General features: G+C 36.8%; 18 protein-coding genes. All 18 read right to left on the bottom strand.

Annotated features, from left to right (window positions below):
• Positions 1–10 precede the first annotated feature (10 nt).
• The 18 genes from JKP73_RS09730 to JKP73_RS09645 all read right to left on the bottom strand — a co-directional run bounded on the left by JKP73_RS09730 (position 11) and on the right by JKP73_RS09645 (position 19910).
• A complete protein-coding gene (locus tag JKP73_RS09730; protein WP_021291526.1) occupies positions 11–1063 on the bottom strand; it encodes an aspartate-semialdehyde dehydrogenase in 1053 nt (350 codons plus the stop codon).
• A 63-nt stretch (positions 1064–1126) separates the two neighbouring features.
• Positions 1127–1717, bottom strand: a complete 591-nt coding sequence (gene dpaB / locus JKP73_RS09725; RefSeq protein WP_021291527.1) for a dipicolinate synthase subunit B — start codon at positions 1715–1717, stop codon at positions 1127–1129.
• A 123-nt stretch (positions 1718–1840) separates the two neighbouring features.
• A complete protein-coding gene (dpaA, locus tag JKP73_RS09720) occupies positions 1841–2710 on the bottom strand; it encodes a dipicolinic acid synthetase subunit A (protein WP_021291528.1) in 870 nt (289 codons plus the stop codon).
• Positions 2711–2876: 166 nt separating this feature from the next.
• On the bottom strand, positions 2877–3119 hold the full coding sequence (locus JKP73_RS09715; RefSeq protein WP_021291529.1) for a YlmC/YmxH family sporulation protein: 243 nt from the start codon (positions 3117–3119) through the stop codon (positions 2877–2879).
• 79 nt (positions 3120–3198) lie between these two features.
• Complete coding sequence (locus JKP73_RS09710) at positions 3199–4416, bottom strand: M16 family metallopeptidase (RefSeq protein WP_200411158.1); 1218 nt, start codon at positions 4414–4416, stop codon at positions 3199–3201.
• A 30-nt stretch (positions 4417–4446) separates the two neighbouring features.
• Entirely contained in the window at positions 4447–5394 is a 948-nt protein-coding gene (locus tag JKP73_RS09705) for a polysaccharide deacetylase family protein (protein ID WP_200411157.1), read from the bottom strand.
• A 133-nt stretch (positions 5395–5527) separates the two neighbouring features.
• Positions 5528–7648: a polyribonucleotide nucleotidyltransferase gene (pnp, locus tag JKP73_RS09700; protein ID WP_021291532.1), complete on the bottom strand. Its 2121-nt coding sequence runs from the start codon at positions 7646–7648 to the stop codon at positions 5528–5530.
• 337 nt (positions 7649–7985) lie between these two features.
• Positions 7986–8255 carry a 30S ribosomal protein S15 gene (rpsO, locus tag JKP73_RS09695; RefSeq protein ID WP_021291533.1) on the bottom strand — a complete coding sequence of 90 codons (270 nt, stop codon included), beginning with the start codon at positions 8253–8255 and terminating at the stop codon, positions 7986–7988.
• A gap of 126 nt (positions 8256–8381) precedes the next feature.
• Positions 8382–9326 (bottom strand): bifunctional riboflavin kinase/FAD synthetase, encoded by a 945-nt coding sequence (locus JKP73_RS09690; RefSeq protein ID WP_038244229.1) that lies wholly within the window; start codon positions 9324–9326, stop codon positions 8382–8384.
• 21 nt (positions 9327–9347) lie between these two features.
• Positions 9348–10238: a tRNA pseudouridine(55) synthase TruB gene (gene truB, locus JKP73_RS09685; protein ID WP_021291535.1), complete on the bottom strand. Its 891-nt coding sequence runs from the start codon at positions 10236–10238 to the stop codon at positions 9348–9350.
• Positions 10239–10315: 77 nt separating this feature from the next.
• A complete protein-coding gene (gene rbfA, locus JKP73_RS09680; RefSeq protein ID WP_031335584.1) occupies positions 10316–10657 on the bottom strand; it encodes a 30S ribosome-binding factor RbfA in 342 nt (113 codons plus the stop codon).
• Positions 10658–10705: 48 nt separating this feature from the next.
• A complete protein-coding gene (locus tag JKP73_RS09675) occupies positions 10706–10984 on the bottom strand; it encodes a DUF503 domain-containing protein (RefSeq protein WP_021291537.1) in 279 nt (92 codons plus the stop codon).
• The gene (gene infB, locus JKP73_RS09670) at positions 10981–13131 is read right to left on the bottom strand and encodes a translation initiation factor IF-2 (protein ID WP_038244239.1); all 2151 of its coding nucleotides are present in this window, start codon (positions 13129–13131) and stop codon (positions 10981–10983) included. The genes JKP73_RS09675 and infB overlap by 4 nt, the downstream gene beginning before the upstream one ends.
• A gap of 19 nt (positions 13132–13150) precedes the next feature.
• Positions 13151–13453 (bottom strand): L7Ae/L30e/S12e/Gadd45 family ribosomal protein, encoded by a 303-nt coding sequence (locus JKP73_RS09665; RefSeq protein ID WP_021291539.1) that lies wholly within the window; start codon positions 13451–13453, stop codon positions 13151–13153.
• The gene (gene rnpM, locus JKP73_RS09660) at positions 13440–13721 is read right to left on the bottom strand and encodes an RNase P modulator RnpM (RefSeq protein WP_038244245.1); all 282 of its coding nucleotides are present in this window, start codon (positions 13719–13721) and stop codon (positions 13440–13442) included. The genes JKP73_RS09665 and rnpM overlap by 14 nt, the downstream gene beginning before the upstream one ends.
• 12 nt (positions 13722–13733) lie before the next feature.
• Positions 13734–14828, bottom strand: coding sequence for a transcription termination factor NusA (gene nusA / locus JKP73_RS09655; RefSeq protein WP_021291541.1), 1095 nt, complete (start codon positions 14826–14828; stop codon positions 13734–13736).
• 15 nt (positions 14829–14843) lie between these two features.
• Entirely contained in the window at positions 14844–15314 is a 471-nt protein-coding gene (rimP, locus tag JKP73_RS09650) for a ribosome maturation factor RimP (RefSeq protein ID WP_038244251.1), read from the bottom strand.
• A gap of 309 nt (positions 15315–15623) precedes the next feature.
• Positions 15624–19910, bottom strand: coding sequence for a PolC-type DNA polymerase III (locus tag JKP73_RS09645; protein WP_038244255.1), 4287 nt, complete (start codon positions 19908–19910; stop codon positions 15624–15626).
• Position 19911 lies beyond the last annotated feature (1 nt).

Here is a 19911-nt window from a genome sequence, read left to right as displayed (position 1 = left end):
GGTAACACCTCTATCGTTGCAGCCAATTATTTTCAATTAATGTTTGAGCAATTTGAACCGTATTCCATGCTGCACCCTTCAATAAATTATCGGATACAACCCAAAGATGGAACCCATTTTCTTGGTCTGGATCTTTTCGAACACGGCCGACAAATACATCTTCCTTATCCGTCGCACTTAAAGGCGTTGGATAGACCTGTGAAGTCGGATCATCTTCTACAACCACACCATCTGCATTTTCAAGCTCTTTCCATATTTTAGGAACAGTTAATCCTTGCTTATCTACTTCAATATAAACACTTTCCGCATGCGAGGTGAAGAATGGCAGACGTACACAAGTAGCTGCTACAGGCAATTCTTTCGAATGTAAGATTTTTTTGGTTTCATTAATCATTTTCATTTCTTCAAAGGTATATCCATTATCTTGAAACACATCAATTTGTGGTAATGCATTAAACGCAATTTGAAAATGCTTTTCATCACCTTTAACCGGAAGAATATTCGCTTCTGTCTCATTGCCATCAAGATAATCTTTTGATTGCTGTGCTAACTCGTTATTTGCTTCATTACCTGCTCCTGAAACAGCTTGATAAGTAGAAACGATAACACGTTTAAGGCCAAATGCATCCTGCAATGGTTTTAGAGCTGCTACCATTTGAATGGTTGAACAATTTGGATTAGCAATAATCCCTTGGTGCTTAAGGAGATCATCTTTATTCACCTCAGGTACTACTAATGGCACATCTTCATCCATGCGAAAGGCACTCGTATTATCAACAACGACAGCTCCATGTTTCACCGCTTCCGGTGCTAATTTCTTAGATACAGAGCCTCCAGCTGAAAATAACGCAATATCCACCCCAGCAAAACTTTCAGGAGTAGCCTCTTCGACTGTAATTTCGGTTTGTTTAAATAATTGTTTTAATCCTGCTGAACGTTTGGAAGACAACAGCTTTAATTCATTTATTGGAAAATCCTTCTCTTCTAATAATTGGATTATTTTTTGCCCAACTGCACCTGTTGCTCCTACTACCGCTACATTATATGCTGATTTTTGTGGCATCTCTCCTATTGCTCCCTTCAAATACAAGTTTAATAGACTTCTAGCTTATCATTTTATCATAGATCAGCTGTTATGAGGAACAATAACCGGCTGAAGTTGTTTAAATTCCAATGCAGATTCAATTGTTTCAGATAATAGATCCATTTTAGCTACAAGTGAATTTGGTTTTTTATATGGATCATCTTGCCCGTAAGGAACAAAATAAATAAATTTACTTGCCATTAGACGCATTAAATTAACTCCATTTAATCCAAGTGCATCATTGGTAGATATCCCCAACACAACTGGTTGTTGGTTTCTCATCGTTGCTTTAGCGGCCATGAGTACGGGACTATCCGTTAATGCATTTGCCATTTTACTTAAAGAATTACCTGTTAGAGGTGCAATAACCATACAATCTAACGGATATTGCGGCCCCAATGGTTCTGCTTCAGGCATTGTAGTAATCACACGTTTACCAGTAATTGATTCAATTTTTTCGATATGGTCTGCTGCTTCGCCAAACTTTGTATCAGTAGTACGCACAGTATACGTTACAATCGGTACAACTTCTGCCTTTTGCTTTACTAATCGTTCAATCTGCGGAAAAACTTGATCATATGTGCAATGCGATCCTGTTAAACCAAATCCAATTCTTTTACCTGCTAAATCCATCTAATCGCCTCCCAAAAGGTTTATCATTCATCTAGTGTGAGTGACATAAAACTTCATTCAGAATGGCTTTAATACAGCCTTTCTGAATGTTCGTTATTATGTTTTTAAAAAGCAATTTAACTCTTATTTCGTTATAAATTGTTTGATAACATCTGCTAGAATTTTCCCTGAGGTTTTTGGAGCAACAATACCCGGTAAGCTTTTAGCCAATATTGCTTTTATCCCACGTTGATTTGCATATTGAAAATCTGTACCACCAGGTTTTGATGCCAAGTCAATAATGACAGCATGGGATGGTAAATGCTTCATTGCATCTTTTTCAACGACTGGAGCAGGAATCGTGTTAATTAATAAATCACATTCCTGCATATGATCAGCTAATGCTTCTAATGGTACTGCTGTTAACCCCATTTCTGTAATACGTGCTAAATCTTTAATCCTTGTTGCGCTTACAGATACTTTTGCACCTAAAGAAGAAAATTTATTAGCTACGGTGTTGCCAACTCTTCCAAAACCGACAACCATTACCCGAGAGGAATGGATGGTAAAATCAGTATGCTCAATTGCCATCATTATGGTACCTTCTGCTGTAGGTATCGAATTATAAATAGCAACATCATCTCGATCTAATAATGGTATCAATTGAATGGAAGCTTTTTCTGCTGCTTCGGTTAAATAGCTATTCGTAATCCCAGTAAATACGAGCGTTGACTCTTGCAATTGTTGAAACCAGTCAGATGTTAAATAAATTGGTTTTTCAGAAAAAACAGCTTCTACACGCCCTGCCTGATCAATACCAGTTATTGGTAACACAACAGCATCTAGCTTACTTGGTTCGACATCATATATATCTAATTGTTTAAGACCAGTAAACCCTTGTTCTAATTTATCAAAACCAACAAGCACAATTGTGGTTTCAGTCAAGGCTTGAAGCTGCCGAATTAATTCTAGATAACGGGCATCTCCACCAATAACTGCAATTGTTTGACTCATTCTTGTGAACACCCTCCAAACGTACAATTTTAATTCATATTTCTTTATAGCTTATGTGCCTGAAGCATGTTAGTGATTAGGTTTTCGTATATGGACAAGAAAAAAGGCTAGTATCCCCTGTCGGGACACCAGCCTATAAAAGATTTTATGTTTTTCTCATTCTTTTTTAGTTTATTTTCTCCGTATCAATAATAATCATGTCTTCGCCAACTTTTTTAATTGCATTCCAGCGAATCTTTGTTTCTTCTCCTTCTTTTTTCAAACCAAACCATTTATAATTCGGAATAATGAATGCTTCGATTTGACCGGTATTTTCATTTATTTCTAGGTCAGTTTGTCCTAAAACACCTAATCGTGATCCTTCATTTACATTAACAATTTCTTTGCCACTTATATCTTTATACCGCAAACCGCTCTTCACCCCTTCTTAACGTGGTTATTACCAAGTATATGCAAAAAAAATCAACCTATGTTGATATAGGTTATTTTTATCGACTTGGAGCAATTAAAGCGATGGAGGGATCTTGTTTAAATAACGTTTCCATTACTTGCTGTATGGAGCTATGATTTACCGCATCGATAACCTGTACCATCTCGTCCAATGTACGATGTTCATGTAAGATTAATTCATTCTTCCCATTCCTACTCATGCGGCTGTTTGTGCTTTCCAAACTTAATAATAAACTCCCTTTTAATTGTTCTTTACTATTTTGTAATTCTTTATCGGTTAACCCATTTGAAATAAATGTTTCGATTGTTTTATTTATGACGTCGGTTAAACGTTCTAATTGATCGTTCCCTGTTCCTGCGTAAATCGTTAATAAGCCATTATCTATGAAAGAGGAATGGTAAGAAAAAACGGAATACGCCAATCCTTGTTTTTCTCTTACATCTTGAAATAGCCTTGAGCTCATACTACCTCCCAAGACATTATTCATAATAATTAAACTATAAATATTTTCTTCATCAACAGCTAGACCATCATATCCCATACACAGATGTGCTTGTTCCGTATCTTTTTGACGCTCGATTTTCCCACTGATAAATGTTGGTTTTGTAATTTCCGTAGGTTGATTCGAGGTTTGATAACTGCCAAAAAATGATTCGATGGACTGTATAAATGAAGAATCAACATTTCCAGCTACTGAAACCACAATATTCTTTGGTGTATATCGTTTATTCATATAATTTCTTAGCTTTTCTGGTGTAAATGACTTTAAATGCCCTTCTGTCCCTAGGATTGGATACCCTAAAGGATGGCTACCATATGACGCTTTTGCTAAATAGTCATGTACAATATCATCTGGTGTATCTTCGTACATTTTAATCTCTTCATATACTACTTTCTTTTCTTTTTCCATTTCATCTTCATCGAATGTGGAATTAAAAAACATATCTGCAAGGATTTCTAATGCAGCATCTTTATGTGTATCCAAAACTTTTGCATAAAAGCATGTATATTCTTTAGACGTGAAGGCGTTTACTTGTCCACCAATTGCGTCAAACTCTTCTGCGATATCTTGAGGGGAACGATTCTTAGTTCCTTTAAAGAACATATGCTCTAAAAAATGAGAGATGCCATTATTTTCTTCTGTTTCATTTCTAGATCCAGTTAACACCCATATACCAATGGTTACTGAACGAACTGCTGGTACACGTTCTAATACGACACGTAAACCGTTTTTACACGAATGTTTTTCTATCAAGATTTTTCCTCCTAAGTGATTAGCTAGATGTTATCGTTGGGATTCTATAAGCTTCTCAATCGTATTGATTTTTAATTCTTTCGCTTTAATTGCCTTAATAAGCGAATCAAGACCTCGTTCTGTAGCTTCTGTAGGATGCATTAACACCGTTGCACCTGGATGGATTTTAGTATTAACTCGGTTAATCATAACAGAAACGGATGGGTTCTTCCAATCAATTGTATCGACGGTCCATAGTATCGTCTGCATGTTTAATTCATGACTAACTTGAACCACATGTTCATTAAAGCTGCCACTTGGCGGTGCAAACCACTTTGGGCTTTTACCAATTATTGCTTTAATAATATCATTCGTTTGAACGATTTGATCCAAAATTTGCTGATTTGTCATTCTAGACATATCTGGATGATTATATGCATGATTCCCAATGACATGCCCTTGTTCATGAATCATTTTTACTAACTCAGCATTATTCTTTGCCCATTTTCCTTCAATAAAAAACGTAGCTTTTACATTATTATCTTTTAATACAGATAAAATTTCAGGTACATATTCCTCTCCCCAAGAGACATTAATTAAAAATGCCACCATTTGTTTTTCTGGATGACCACGATAAATAGGCGATGCAGGTAATTCCTCTAAATTTTTTTCAGGAGTAACTTGATCAAACACCAATAATGACTTATCGAATTCCCCTTTATCTTTCATCTTATCATAGGACTTTTCAATATTGACTTGTAAACCATTTCTTCCAGGTGTTTTTTTCCAAACTCTATCAATATAAGCATTTTGGGGCGCTTCTTCAAATTCCCTCGCCTTTGCTTCAATTTCCTTATATAACACATCTTCTGTTTTCACGGCTTCCATTATTTCTGGTGTTTCTTTTATATTTGCAACAGGAGTTGTCCCTAAATCAAACGTTAATCCGACTAAAATGATAAATACAAAAAAATGAATCAATTGCCGATATCTGTACATCCATATCCCTCCCTTGACTCATATATATGAGTAAGAGGGACAAGGTATGATTAACTTTGTAGCGTTTGTATGCATCTCCATTTTTAAAAAATAAAAAGAAACTGGGCGGCCAGCTTCTTGTTTTCGTTCATTATTAGGATTGAGATTCTGCAGCTTCTTTTCTTTCCCGCTCTTCTTTTAACACAGCTTTTCGAGAAAGGTTAACCCGGCCTTGATTATCAATTTCTTTGACTTTAACCATTATTTCATCGCCAATTGAAACGACATCTTCCACTTTATTTGTTCGCTCCTCGGCCAATTCTGAAATATGGACGAGCCCATCTTTTCCTTTAAATAATTCAACAAATGCTCCAAATTTCTCAATACGCTTCACTTTTCCAAGATACATTTGTCCAACTTCTACTTCTCGTACAAGATCTTCGATAATCTTTTTCGCCTTATCGTTCATCGTTGCATCTGTAGATGAAATGAACACACTGCCATCTTGTTCAATATCAATTTTAACACCAGTTTCATCAATGATTTGGTTTATTTGTTTACCACTTGGGCCAATAACATCACGAATCTTATCTGGATTAATTTTCATCGTTAAAATCTTAGGAGCGTATTCAGATAGTTCATTTTTTGGTTCTTTAATCGTTGCAAGCATGGAATCAAGGATTTGCATACGTCCGTGTTTTGCTTGAGTTAATGCTTCTTCTAATATTTGTTTAGAAAGACCTTCAATCTTAATATCCATTTGTAATGCAGTAACACCCTTAGCAGTTCCAGCTACTTTAAAGTCCATGTCTCCTAAGGCATCTTCCATTCCTTGAATATCAGTTAAAATTGTGTAATCGTCTCCTGATTTAACTAACCCCATAGCTATACCTGCAACAGGTGCTTTGATTGGAACTCCAGCATCCATCATCGCTAACGTAGATGCACAAATACTAGCCTGTGATGTCGAACCGTTTGATTCTAACACTTCAGAAACAAGACGAATAGTATAAGGGAAGTCTTTATCAGAAGGAATGACTTTCTCTAAAGCACGTTCACCTAATGCACCATGACCAATTTCTCTACGACCTGGTCCTCGAATCGGTCCTGTTTCACCTACACTGTATTGAGGGAAGTTATAGTGATGCATAAATCGTTTAGACTCTTCTAAATCAAGCCCATCTAATATCTGAACATCTCCGAGAGCGCCTAATGTACAAACACTCAACGCTTGGGTTTGCCCTCTTGTAAATAATCCAGATCCATGTGTTCTTGGTAATACATTAATTCGTGAAGACAATGGACGAATTTCATCAATTTTACGTCCATCAGGGCGAATTTTTTCTTTCGTTATTAGTCTGCGTACTTCTTCCTTAACGATTTTGTCAAGAACAGCCTTGACTTGTGTATATTGTTCCTTGTCTTCTTCATCATAAGCTTCGAGAATTTCGTCTTTCACCGCACTGATTGCCTCTTCACGCGCATGCTTCTCTTTCACCTGAATTGCATTGAGCAGTTTTGTGGAAGCTTCAGCTTCAACTTTTGTAGCCAGCTCATCATCAACTTCAAATAAAATAACTTCTTTTTTAGCTGCTCCAACGGCTTGTACAATTTCTTCTTGGAAGGAAACTAAACGAGCAATTTCTTGATGACCAAACATAATTGCTTCTAACATTACCTCTTCAGGTACTTCGTTAGCTCCTGCCTCTACCATATTGATGGCATCCTTCGTACCAGCAACGGTTAGTTCAATATCACTTTGTTCTTCTTGTTCGATGGTAGGATTAATTACAAATTCACCATTAACACGACCAACGTTTACGCCAGCAATTGGTTCCGCAAAAGGGATATCAGAAACGCTTAATGCAATCGATGATCCAATCATCGCTGCCATTTCAGATGGACAATCCTGATCTACACTCATAACGGTGCTAATTACTTGTACTTCATTTCGGAAGCCATCTGGAAATAATGGACGAATCGGACGATCAATTAATCGTGATGACAAAATAGCTTTCTCACTTGGTCTTCCTTCTCGTTTAATAAACCCTCCTGGGATCTTGCCAACTGCATATAGCCGTTCTTCATAATTTACCGTTAACGGGAAGAAGGGCAGGTCCTTTGGTTCGTTTGACGCAGTTGCTACAGACAATACAGACGTATCACCATAATGTACCATACAAGCGCCATTTGCTTGTTTTGCTAACTCGCCTATCTCGACGGTAAATTTTTCACCGGCAATTTCGGTAGAAAATAGGTGTTTTTCTTCTGCCATTAGTTTAAGTACTCCTTTCAATTAACCATTCTAACCTTCATTCTATAGTTTATAAGCATGATTGTAAATTTTATGTAGATAATTAACTATTTTTATGATTACACACCTTTTAAACAATCACCCATGCACTATTTTATACAAATAGGTGCAAGAAAGTAAAAGAAAAGGATAAGATCCATACGATAAAATGTCAATTTTCATGTAAAAAAGCTTACACAGTAACTATCTGCCATCTAATTTCTTACCAACGATCTAAACATGTTTTAAGACAAAAGCGGGTTAGATAGAGAATGTTCTTAATGTATAAAAAAAGCAGGATCTCTCCTGCTTTTTACATCTATCGGCGTAGGCCAAGATTTTTAATTAGTTCACGGTAACGTGTAACATCTTTATTACGTAAATAATTTAATAAATTACGACGTTTACCAACCATTTTCAAAAGACCACGACGTGAATGATGATCTTTCTTATGAACACGTAAATGTTCGTTTAATTTGGTAATTTCTTCAGTAAGTACAGCAATTTGTACCTCTGGAGAACCAGTGTCCGTATCATGAATTTTGTATTCATTAATAATTTCATTTTTACGTTCTTGTGTAATAGCCATCTGGCTCACCTCCTAATATTATTTTTATCCCCATTCCCCTAGCAAACGTCGGAGTTACGTTTTGCCAAGCGATGGTTCCACGTACCTTATCGTACAATTTTTTTAGCAAAAATGCAAGTAATTTCGTTAATGCGGCTTGGAAAAAAAACTACGACTTATTACTTCATCCTGATCTAATTCTGTGATCAATTGCTCTATGCTAGCAAATTTTTCTTCATCACGTATGAATTTATGAAACTCTACAAACAATTCATCACCATATAAGTCATTATTGTAATCAAAAATATTCACTTCGAGTACAGGTTCGGTTAAACCGGTATCAAAGGTAGGGTTGAATCCAAGGCTTGCCATTCCTTCATATTTTTCATTCTTATATATAACTTTTACCGCATATATTCCTGGTTTGGGTAGCAACGCTTCTGTATTTGTATCAATATTCGCAGTTGGATACCCCATTTCTTTTCCCCGCTGTTCCCCTTTAACAACGATACCATCCACTGTCAGTGGGCGACCAAGCAATTCATTCGCCTTTTTAACATTTCCTATGCTTAACAACTCACGAATTCTTGTAGAGCTGACTTTTTTATCATCTAATTCTACTTTACTAATTGTGGTAGTTGTAAATGCATTCGCAGCGTGTTCTGCAATTGTATCCATGTTTCCTTTCCCTTTATGACCATAGGAAAAATCAAACCCAGCTACAACATGTTTGATGTGAAGGCCTTTAATAAAATGATCAACGAAATCCTGTGGTGATAGAGCTGCTAAGTCATGATTAAAATTAATGATATAAAGTCGATCGACACCCAGCCTTTTAAGAATTTCCTTTTTCTCACGCAAGGGAGTTATGTATCTGACGTGCTGTACATCTTTTTTTAATACGACAGTGGGATGCGGATAAAATGTAATAACAGCACTTTCCATACCTTTTTCTTTTGCTTTTGAGACAGCAGTTCGGATAACATGTTGATGTCCTTTGTGTATGCCATCGAAGAAACCAATTGCTGTTACAGTCTCTGGTAGATCTGCCAAAGCTAAAGAATGCGGGTATTTTAATTCAAATGTTCGCACCGTGTTTCACCTGCACTTTTATTATTTACTGAAAACCCGAACTGGCTTTATATACGCTGGTTTTTCAGGATGAACCTGGTATATAGCTAGAACCCTATCTTGATACATTACCGTAAATGGATCCGTATGCATTTCATTCGTACGGATTAGTTTTTGTCCATGAAGTACTTTTTCCATAAGCTCATGGTTTACATAAAGGCAATCAAGATGAGAAAGCCCTTTTTGTAAGGGATATAAAAGTTCAGATTCTTTCTGTTGTTCGACTGCCTCTTCTATTGTAGCAAATGTAACTGCATTTTTCTTTGAAAATGCACCGGTTTTTTCTCTTGTTAATGAGACCATATGAGCAGGATATCCAAGTGATTTACCAATATCAACGCAAAGCGTGCGTATATAGGTACCTTTTGAACATTCAACCCGAAAAGATATGCAATTCTCTTCTTCTTCTTGCTGAATAAGTTCTAACTTGAATATAGTTACATCTCTCACAGGCCGTTCAACAACTTCATTTGCCCGAGCATATTCGTATAATTTTTTGCCTTTTACTTTTACTGCAGAATACATTGGTGGTTTTTGTTTAATGGAACCAGTATATCCTTGAAAAACCGCTTTTGTTTGACCTGAGCTTGGAAACGTAGTTACCTTTTTTTTATCTACAATATCGCCAGAAGCATCTTCCGTTTCGGTTGATATGCCTAATTTTAGCTTACCCGTGTATGTTTTTCTGGTGTCTGTTAAGAAGGGTACAATTTTAGTAGCTTGTCCAATACATATTGGCAATACACCTTCTACATCTGGATCCAATGTGCCAGTATGACCAACCTTTTTCGTTTGGAATAATTTCCTTACTTTAACCACACAATCATGAGAAGTTAATCCTTTCGGCTTCCATAACGACAATATTCCATTCATCTATTATTGTACCTCCATTTTCTTTACTGGGATGAAGGAAAAATCTGACCTATCATAGGTCAGATTTTTTGAAGACATTATTTATTTAAATCGCGAAGAATGGTTTCAATTCGATTTCCATATTCGTAAGCTTCGTCAAATTCAAACATTAACTCTGGTGTCTTTCGCAAACGAATCCGTTGGCCTATTTCAGAGCGGATAAATCCTTTTGCCTTTGCTAAGCCTAATAATGTGTCCTGCTTTTGTTTTTCATCCCCTAATACAGATATGAATATTTTAGCTTGCTGCAGGTCACCAGTAACTTCCACATCAGTTACCGTCACAAATCCCACGCGTGGATCTTTGATCTTTCGAGTTAAAATTTCACCAAGCTCTTTTTTCATTTGTTCAGCTACTCTGTTTGAACGTAAATCTGCCATTTCCATCACCTCGTCATTGAACTCCTTACAGAACAAGGGAGCTGTAAGTTAGATTTTTTCCACATCGGTAATTGTTCGTTCAAGTTCAGTATATGAATCAATTACGCGTAATACTCCCTGAATCACTTGTTCTGCATGTTTCTGCTCGGTAGAAATTGTCACAATGCCAAGCTTTGTGCGTTGCCACAAGTCATGATAATCCAATTCAGTAACAGCTACATTAAAATCATGCTTTAACTTCGAGATTAACCGTTTAATAACGGAGCGCTTTTGCTTTAAAGAACGTCCCTCATACAACATGCACTCTACTTCAGCATATAGGATCATTTGCGCTCAATTTCTTCCATTACAAATGCTTCAATGACATCTCCTTCTTTAATATCATTGAAATTTTTGATTGTTACGCCACACTCGTAATTTTGGGCTACTTCTTTGACGTCATCTTTAAATCGTTTTAATGCTGCGATTTCGCCTTCGAATAACACAACACCATTGCGAATGAGGCGTACACCTGAATCTCTGGTTAGTTTTCCATCTGTAATATAACTACCCGCAATCGTACCTATTTTCGAAACTTTAAATGTTTCTCTTACCTCAGCTTGGCCAATTACTTTTTCTTCATATTCTGGATCAAGTAAACCTTTCATCGCTGCTTCGATCTCTTCGATTGCTTTGTATATAACTCGGTGAAGCCTTACATCTACTTTTTCAGATTCGGCAGCCTTCTTCGCATTTGCATCAGGTCGTACGTTAAATCCGATCACGACCGCATTTGAAGCAGCTGCAAGAATAATATCTGATTCCGTAATTGCACCGACCCCAGTATGAATAATCTTAATATTGACGCCTTCTACTTCAATTTTTCGTAAAGAAGAAGCAAGCGCCTCTGCAGAACCTTGTACGTCTGCTTTAATAATGATATTAATTTCTTTCATATCACCTTGTTTAATTTGTTCAAATAAATCATCTAGACTAACTTTCGATTGTTCACTTCGATTTTCTTGAATATGTTTTTGTTGACGGGCCTCCCCAATTTGACGCGCCTTTTTCTCATCTTTAAAGACAAGGAACTGATCACCTGCTTGAGGAACATCGTTTAATCCAGTGATCTCCACTGGTGTCGATGGCCCAGCATCTGTAACACGTTTACCAAGCTCGTTTACCATCGCTCGAACACGCCCATGCGTATTTCCTACAACAATCGAATCACTTACATGTAATGTCCCGTTTTGAACAAGTAGGGTAGCAACAGAGCCTCTCCCTTTATCAAGTTGGGCATCAATAACTGTTCCAAATGCAGTAGTATTCGGATTGGCTTTTAATTCTTCTACTTCTGAAACAAGTACAATCATTTCTAGTAAATCATCAATACCTTCCCCTTTTATTGCTGAAAGGTTCACAAAAATAGTATCTCCACCCCAGTCTTCGGGAACCAGTTCATATTCTGTTAATTCCTGCATCACACGATCTGGGTTAGCCCCTTCTTTATCCATTTTATTTACAGCGACGATAATCGGTACTTCTGCAGCCTTAGCATGGTTGATCGCCTCAACGGTTTGCGGCATAACACCATCATCAGCGGCTACTACTAGAATTGCTACGTCTGTTACTTGCGCACCACGTGAACGCATGCTAGTAAAGGCAGCATGACCAGGTGTATCAAGAAACGTGATTTTTTTGCCATCATTATCTACTTGATAGGCACCGATATGCTGTGTGATTCCACCAGCTTCCCCTGCAGTTACTTTTGTATGACGGATGGAATCCAAGAGTGTCGTTTTCCCGTGGTCAACATGCCCCATAATAGTGACAACTGCTGGTCTTTCTACCAAATCCTCAGGCTTATCTTCTTTAATATATTTATCAAAATCAGTATCTTCTAAAATAATTTCTTTCTCAACTTCTACCCCAAATTCATCGCATATAAGTTCGATTGAATCATCATCAAGATCCTGGTTTTTAGTAGCCATTACACCTAGAAACATTAATTTTTTAATTATTTCCGAAGCCTCTTTATTCAATTTCTCTGCTAATTCACTTACCGTTAACGTACCATGGTAAGTAATTTGCTTCGGTGTCTCTTTCTTTTCAGGTTGCTGCTGTTGTTGTTTACCAGCAGGCTTATTACTCCCTTTGCCTTTTTTACCTTTTTGATTTTTCCCATGAGGTTTTTGCTGATGTTTATTTGGCTTATTTGGTTTTTTCTTTTGATCTTTTGGTGCCTGTTTCTGTTTGTTCTGCGTATTATGAAAACCATTCTTACCAGCCGGTTTTGCATCTTGTTGTTTCGGCGCTTCCTTTTGTTCTGGCTGTTTAGCTTTCTTAAATTGATTATCTAATTTTGTTACCACTTCTGTAGATATCGTTGACATGTGATTTGTTACTTCTTCGCCTTGCTCTTTTAAAAAGGATACTACCTCTTTACTGGATATGTTATTTTGTTTTGCATATTCATATACACGCATTTTACTCATACGTTCACCCCCGAATTTATTACCCAAGTAACGATCTTATCTTATCAGCAAACCCTGCATCTAAAATGGCAATTGCTACTCTATGGGTTTTTCCAATAGCATTAGACAGTGTATCTCTATCATCAACTATGGCAAATGGAACATTATAGGATTTGCATTTGTCTGTTAGTTTCTTTTTTGTTTGAGGACCAACATCATTTGCAATCAAGACAAGCTTTGCACGATTTGATCGGATATGTTTAAGAATGGAGTCTTCTCCAATTGAACATTTACCCGCACGAAAAGCTAAACCTATAAGATTTAAATATTTATTTTGATTCATTTTGATTACTCACAAACTCTCGTAACTCATCAAACAATGAAGCATCCACTTCCGCATTGAGATGTCTACTAAGAATATTTGAAGTTTCAGCTTTGTCAATTACGCCTATATCTTTAGATAGGTAAGCGCCTCTCCCATTTTTCTTTCCTGTTGGGTCAACAAAGACTTCTCCTTCTTTGTTACGCACAATGCGTATTAATTCTTTTTTTGGTTTCAATTCATTTGTAACTACACATTTCCGAGTAGGGATTTTTCTTTTCTGTGCCACGTCATATCCCCCTTATTCAAAAATGTCTTCTTCGTTATTAGAGTAGGCTTCTTCTTCATTTAGAAGCCCCTCTTCACGCGCTTCTGATTCACTCTTAATATCAATTTTCCAGCCGGTCAATTTAGCAGCAAGCCTCGCATTTTGACCACGTTTCCCAATTGCTAATGATAGTTGATAATCAGGAACAATTACGGTTGTTGCTTTTTCTTCTTCATCAACTAATACTTCAACAACTTTGGACGGACTTAGCGCATTTGATACATAGACGGTCGGATCCTCTGACCATTCGACTACATCTATTTTTTCGCCTTTTAATTCATTCACAATCGTTTGTACACGTTGTCCTTTTTGTCCAACACAAGAACCAACTGGGTCTATTTCAGGATCTGGCGCATGCACAGATATCTTTGAGCGGTCTCCAGCTTCTCTTGCAACAGATTTAATCTCAACAATACCATCATATATTTCAGGCACTTCCATCTCAAATAGACGTTTTAATAGACCTGGATGCGACCTAGAAATATAAATTTGTGGACCTTTACTCGTGTTTTCTACTTTTGTAACAAATACCTTAATTCGGTCATGTATATAATATTCTTCAGTTGGCATTTGTTCCGCTTCGGCAAGTTTAGCTTCAATCTTTCCTAAGTTCACATAAACAAATCGAGAATCTTTCCGCTGGATAATACCAGTCATTACATCTTCTTCTCGATCTGAATATTCCGAGAAGATGACACCGCGTTCAGCTTCTCTTACTCGCTGTGTAACTACTTGTTTAGCAGCTTGAGCAGCAATTCTCCCAAAGTCTTTCGGTGTAACTTCAACTTCTACAACGTCATCGACTTCATAATTAGGATTTATTTCTTTTGCTTCATCAACGGTTATTTCTTCTTGATTGTCATCTACCTCTTCAACAACCGTTTTTCTGGAAAACACACCCATTTTACCAGTCTCTTCATTCAACTCAACACGAACATTAGTCGCTGATTTAAAGTTCTTTTTATAAGCAGAAATTAGAGCTGCTTCTAACGCTTCCAATAGAATATCCTTATCAATACCTTTTTCTTTTGCTAAATGATCAATTGCATCAAACAACTGCGTGCTCACCTTTTTTCTCCCCCTTTAGAACGTAACAGCAAGTCTGGCTTTAGCCACCTTGTCATATGGAATTTCTACTGATAATTTACGCGTTTTTGATTTATATTCAATGGTTAATACATTGTTTTGAAAATCCTTAAGTATTCCTTCATACACTTTCTCGCCATCGATTGGCTCATACAGTTTAACATAAACATTTTGATTTACATGTTTTTCAAAGTCTTCCTTCGTTTTTAACGGTCGTTCCACACCAGGTGAAGATACTTCTAGGAAATAAGCATTCGTAATTGGGTCTGCTTGATCTAACTTCTCACTTAGTTCCTCAGATACCTCTCCACATTCTGTAATATCGACACCACCATCCTTATCAATATAAACTCGGAGAAAACGATTTTGACCTTCTTTTACATATTCAATATCAACTAACTCAAGATTCTTTTGTTCCAGGATAGGAAGAACTAATTCTTCAGTTGTTTTAATAACTTGAGAACTCAACTCATATCCTCCTTTATGCTGTTTTTACATACTAGTATAGACAACTATTTGTATTTTCATTTTCATAACCTTATTTCAATATAAAACCCCTGCCGAGAGTTGTGGCAAGGGGGCAATAAACAAAAGTTGAAAAGAGGTATGAAGAAAGAGTGGGCATAGACCCACTCTTTCAAAAAGTTCGTATCATTACTTACCAAAATAAGTATACCATACGGTTACAAACCACGCAAGCTTATCAGCTCTATTATCACTATTTCCAAGTTCGGTTTATAATAAACATGATTTTTTCTACTAATCTATGCTTCCTATTTAAAAAAGAGATAATTGATTTTGTTCTGCCATTCCTTCTAAACATCCATGATTATCTAGATACTCTAATACCGTTTTAGATATTTTACTACGCTCACGAAGATCTTCTTTTGATAAGAATTCTCCTTCTTCCCTTGCTTTTACTATATTAATAGCAGCATTCGTTCCTAAGCCATCTACAGCATTAAATGGCGGAATTAGTTTATCACCATCAACAATGAATTCTGTAGCGCTAGAGTTATATAAATCAACTTTGCTGATGGAGAAGCCTCTTTCACACATTTCTAATGAAATTTCTAAAACGGTCAATAAACTTTTTTCTTTTGGAGATGCATCGTTTCCTTTAGCAGTAATCCCTTCCATACGCTTACGAATAGCTTGAGAACCCTTAATCATCGTATCTAATTCAAAATCATCAGCACGAACAGTAAAATATGCAGCATAAAAGAAAATCGGATGATGTACTTTGAAATAGGCAATTCGTACAGCCATTAAAACATAGGCGGCAGCATGAGCTTTCGGGAACATATATTTAATCTTCTTACAAGATTCAATATACCAATCTGGTACATCATGTTTCTTCATTTCTGTTATCCATTCATCCTGCAAGCCTTTCCCTTTTCGTACAAATTCCATAATTTTAAATGCTAATGAAGCGTCCAACCCTTTATGCATGAGATATACCATTATATCATCACGACATCCGATAACGTCAGGTAATTCACATATCCCATCATTTATTAACTCTTGCGCATTACCTAGCCATACATCTGTACCATGCGACAACCCGGAAATGATCACTAATTCTGCAAATGTATTTGGTTTCGTATCTTCTAACATCTGTCGTACGAATTTTGTTCCAAACTCAGGAACACCCAATGTTCCTGTTTTACAATTAATTTGATCTGCAGTTAGCCCAAGTGCTTCTGGACCCGAAAAAATCGTCATGACATCAGGATCATCTGTGGGGATGGTTTTAGGATCTATTCCGCTTAAATCTTGAAGCATCCTAATTACGGTTGGATCATCATGTCCTAAAATATCTAGCTTTAACAAATTGTCATGAATCGAATGGAAATCAAAATGGGTTGTTCTCCATTCACTTGTACGATCGTCAGCAGGAAATTGAATTGGTGTAAAATCAAAAATTTCTTTGTCTTCCGGTACCACAATGATTCCACCAGGGTGCTGCCCAGTCGTTCGCTTCACCCCAGTACAACCTTGAACTAGTCGATCTACCTCTGCATTTTTATAGACGAGCTGTTTATCGGACGCATATCCTTTCACATAGCCATATGCTGTTTTCTCAGCTATTGTACCTATTGTTCCTGCACGGTAAACATTTTCCACCCCAAACAGCTCTTTTGTATAATTATGGGCGCGGGGTTGATACGTACCAGAAAAATTCAAATCGATATCTGGAACCTTATCCCCTTTAAATCCAAGAAACGTCTCAAAAGGTATGTCTTGACCATCTTTTGTAAGTGGTGTTTGACAGTTAGGACATTCTTTATCCGGTAAATCAAATCCACTACCAACTGAACCGTCCGTAATAAACTCATTATAATGGCAGGTTTCACATACATAATGTGGAGGTAATGGGTTCACCTCTGTAATCTCGGTCATCGTTGCTACAAAAGAAGATCCAACCGATCCACGTGAGCCTACTAAGTAGCCATCATCTAACGATTTTTTAACAAGTTTATGGGAAATCAGGTAGATTACTGCAAATCCATGACCGATAATACTTTCTAATTCTTTTTCTAATCGATTCGTAACAATTTCGGGAACAGGTTCCCCATAAATTTTTTTCGCACGCGCATAACATAAATCACGCATTTCTTGGTCTGCACCTTCAATCGTAGGTGTGTACAAGCCATCTTTCACTGGCGAAACAGATTCAATTTCTTCCGCGATCAGTGATGTATTGGTAACAACTACTTCTTTCGCTTTCTCTGCACCGAGAAAATGAAAAGCTTCTACCATTTCATTTGTTGTTCGGAACGGTGTTTCCGGTAATGTTACTCGATTCAATGGATTTCCAGCTTGAGAAGCTACTAAAATTTGTCGGTAGACTTTATCATGATCATCAAGGTAATGCACATTACCTGTTGCTACCACACGTTTTTCTATGCGTTCCCCTAATTTAACTAGTTTTTTAATAATATCCATGATTTGTGCTTCATTTTGTACGAGGTCTTTTTCAATCAAATGGGAATAGTTTGCTGGTGGCTGAATCTCAATATAATCATAGAAATCAGCAACACTTTCAGCTTCTTCTTCGGATTTTTGCATCATCGTTTCGAAAACTTCGCCTTGATCACATGCTGATCCAATAAGAATCCCATTCCTCATTTTTTGTACTAACGACCTCGGGATTCGTGGAACGCGATAAAAATAATCAATATGTGCATGTGATACTAATTTATAAATATTTTTAAGCCCTTCTTGTGTTTGGGCCAGTAAAATACAGTGAAATGGTCGGGATCGTTGATAAGCATTTCCTTCTCCCATATGATTATTAAGTTGATTATGATTTATAATTTCTTTTTTCAACAATGCTTGTACTAGTTTCCACAATAAATAGCCCGTTGCTTCAGCATCATAAATGGCTCGATGATGCTGGGTAAGTTCAATGTCTAAATGCTTACATAATGTATTTAATCGATGATTTTTTAATTGTGGGAATAAGAATCTTGCCAATTCCAATGTATCAATAACAGCATTGCTAGCTTTTTCATAATTTATTTTTTTAAAACCTTGATTTAAGAAGCCCATATCAAAGCTAGCATTATGTGCTACGAGAATACCATCACCCATCCACTCATGAAAGTCTTTTACTACATCGTCTACTTCAGGTGCATTCTCTACCATATCATCTGTAATCCCAGTAAGGTCTATCGTCGTTTGTGATAGTGGATGATGTGGATTAGCAAAAGATTCGAAACGATCTATGATTTCACCTTGGTGAACTTTAACTGCGGCAAGCTCAATAATAGTGTCATACACTGCAGATAATCCAGTAGTTTCTACGTCAAATACAATATATGTACCTGTTTCTAAATCCAAATCACTTTCGTTATAGGCGATAGGTACACCATCATCGACTAGGTTTGCTTCTACTCCATACAGCACTTTTATATCATGTTTCTGACCTGCTGCATATGCATCGGGAAATCCTTGTACTCCACCATGATCCGTAATGGCAACTGCTTTATGTCCCCACTTCGCTGCTTGACTAATTAAATTTGCTGGTGAGACTACCGCATCCATTTGACTCATTGTCGTATGAGCATGCAACTCAACTCTCTTTTCATCATCTGGAGCAAGATCCTTACGGGGGGCTACTTTTACTTCATGTATATCATTAGCCATCATGGCTAATTCATTTGTGTACATATCTGTTTGAATACTGCCCCTTGCTTTAACCCACATGCCTTCCTTAACAGCTTCAAATTTTTCAGCATCTTCATCGCCTTTAGAGAACATTTTAATTTGTAGTGAATCCGTATAGTCTGTAGCCTTTATAATTAGTAGACTACGACCTGAACGTAATTTTCGAATCTCAGCGGAAAATATATAGCCTTGCACGGTAATTCTACGCTCTTCTTCAAGGATTTCTTCCATCGAAATCGGCTCATCTTGAATTTTATAGCCAAGCATAACTGGCTTATTGTCATTTTGCGTTTTATTCTGATCACGCTTTTCCTTCTCTTGAACAGTTTTACGAACGAGTTGCTGATCTTCTAATGCTTTTTGCTCTTTAAACTTTTGAAAATCTGCTTCTTCGGTTTTGACCTCAATTCGTAAAGAATACGTGGACAAGCCTGCCTTGGAGCAATACTGCCTAAATGTTTCCTCTAAACGTTTTTTTAAAGCCGTAGCCTCGGCTTCATTTCTTGCAGTTAACATAATATTATTATTTTCAACCCGAGGAGTTTGGTTCTGGACCATTTCTTTGTAGGCAGGTGAAAGGTTGGTAAATGATTGTATAAAATGCTGCCAGTACTTTGAAGTTGTTTCTACATCACATGTTTTATCTTCTGCTTCAATAAATAAATCCACTTCCGCTATTTGCTGAAAGCTCTCTTTTAATTTACTACTAAAAACTTGATACACTTCCCAAGGAAGTACTTGTTTTGTATAAATATGAAAATGCCATGATTTCGTCTGTTTATACACTTCCAATTTATTTAAATAGCTGCCAGAGAAATAAGGTAAATGATCATCTGAGATCTGTAATTGTTCTAACAGTACATCCATTTTCTCGTTCCTTGAAATACTCATT

It is taken from the genome of Virgibacillus salexigens (assembly GCF_014905415.1).
Taxonomy (GTDB): domain Bacteria; phylum Bacillota; class Bacilli; order Bacillales; family Amphibacillaceae; genus Virgibacillus; species Virgibacillus salexigens.
Note: the sequence above shows the minus strand (reverse complement) of the source record. Positions and strands in the feature narration are given on the sequence as shown.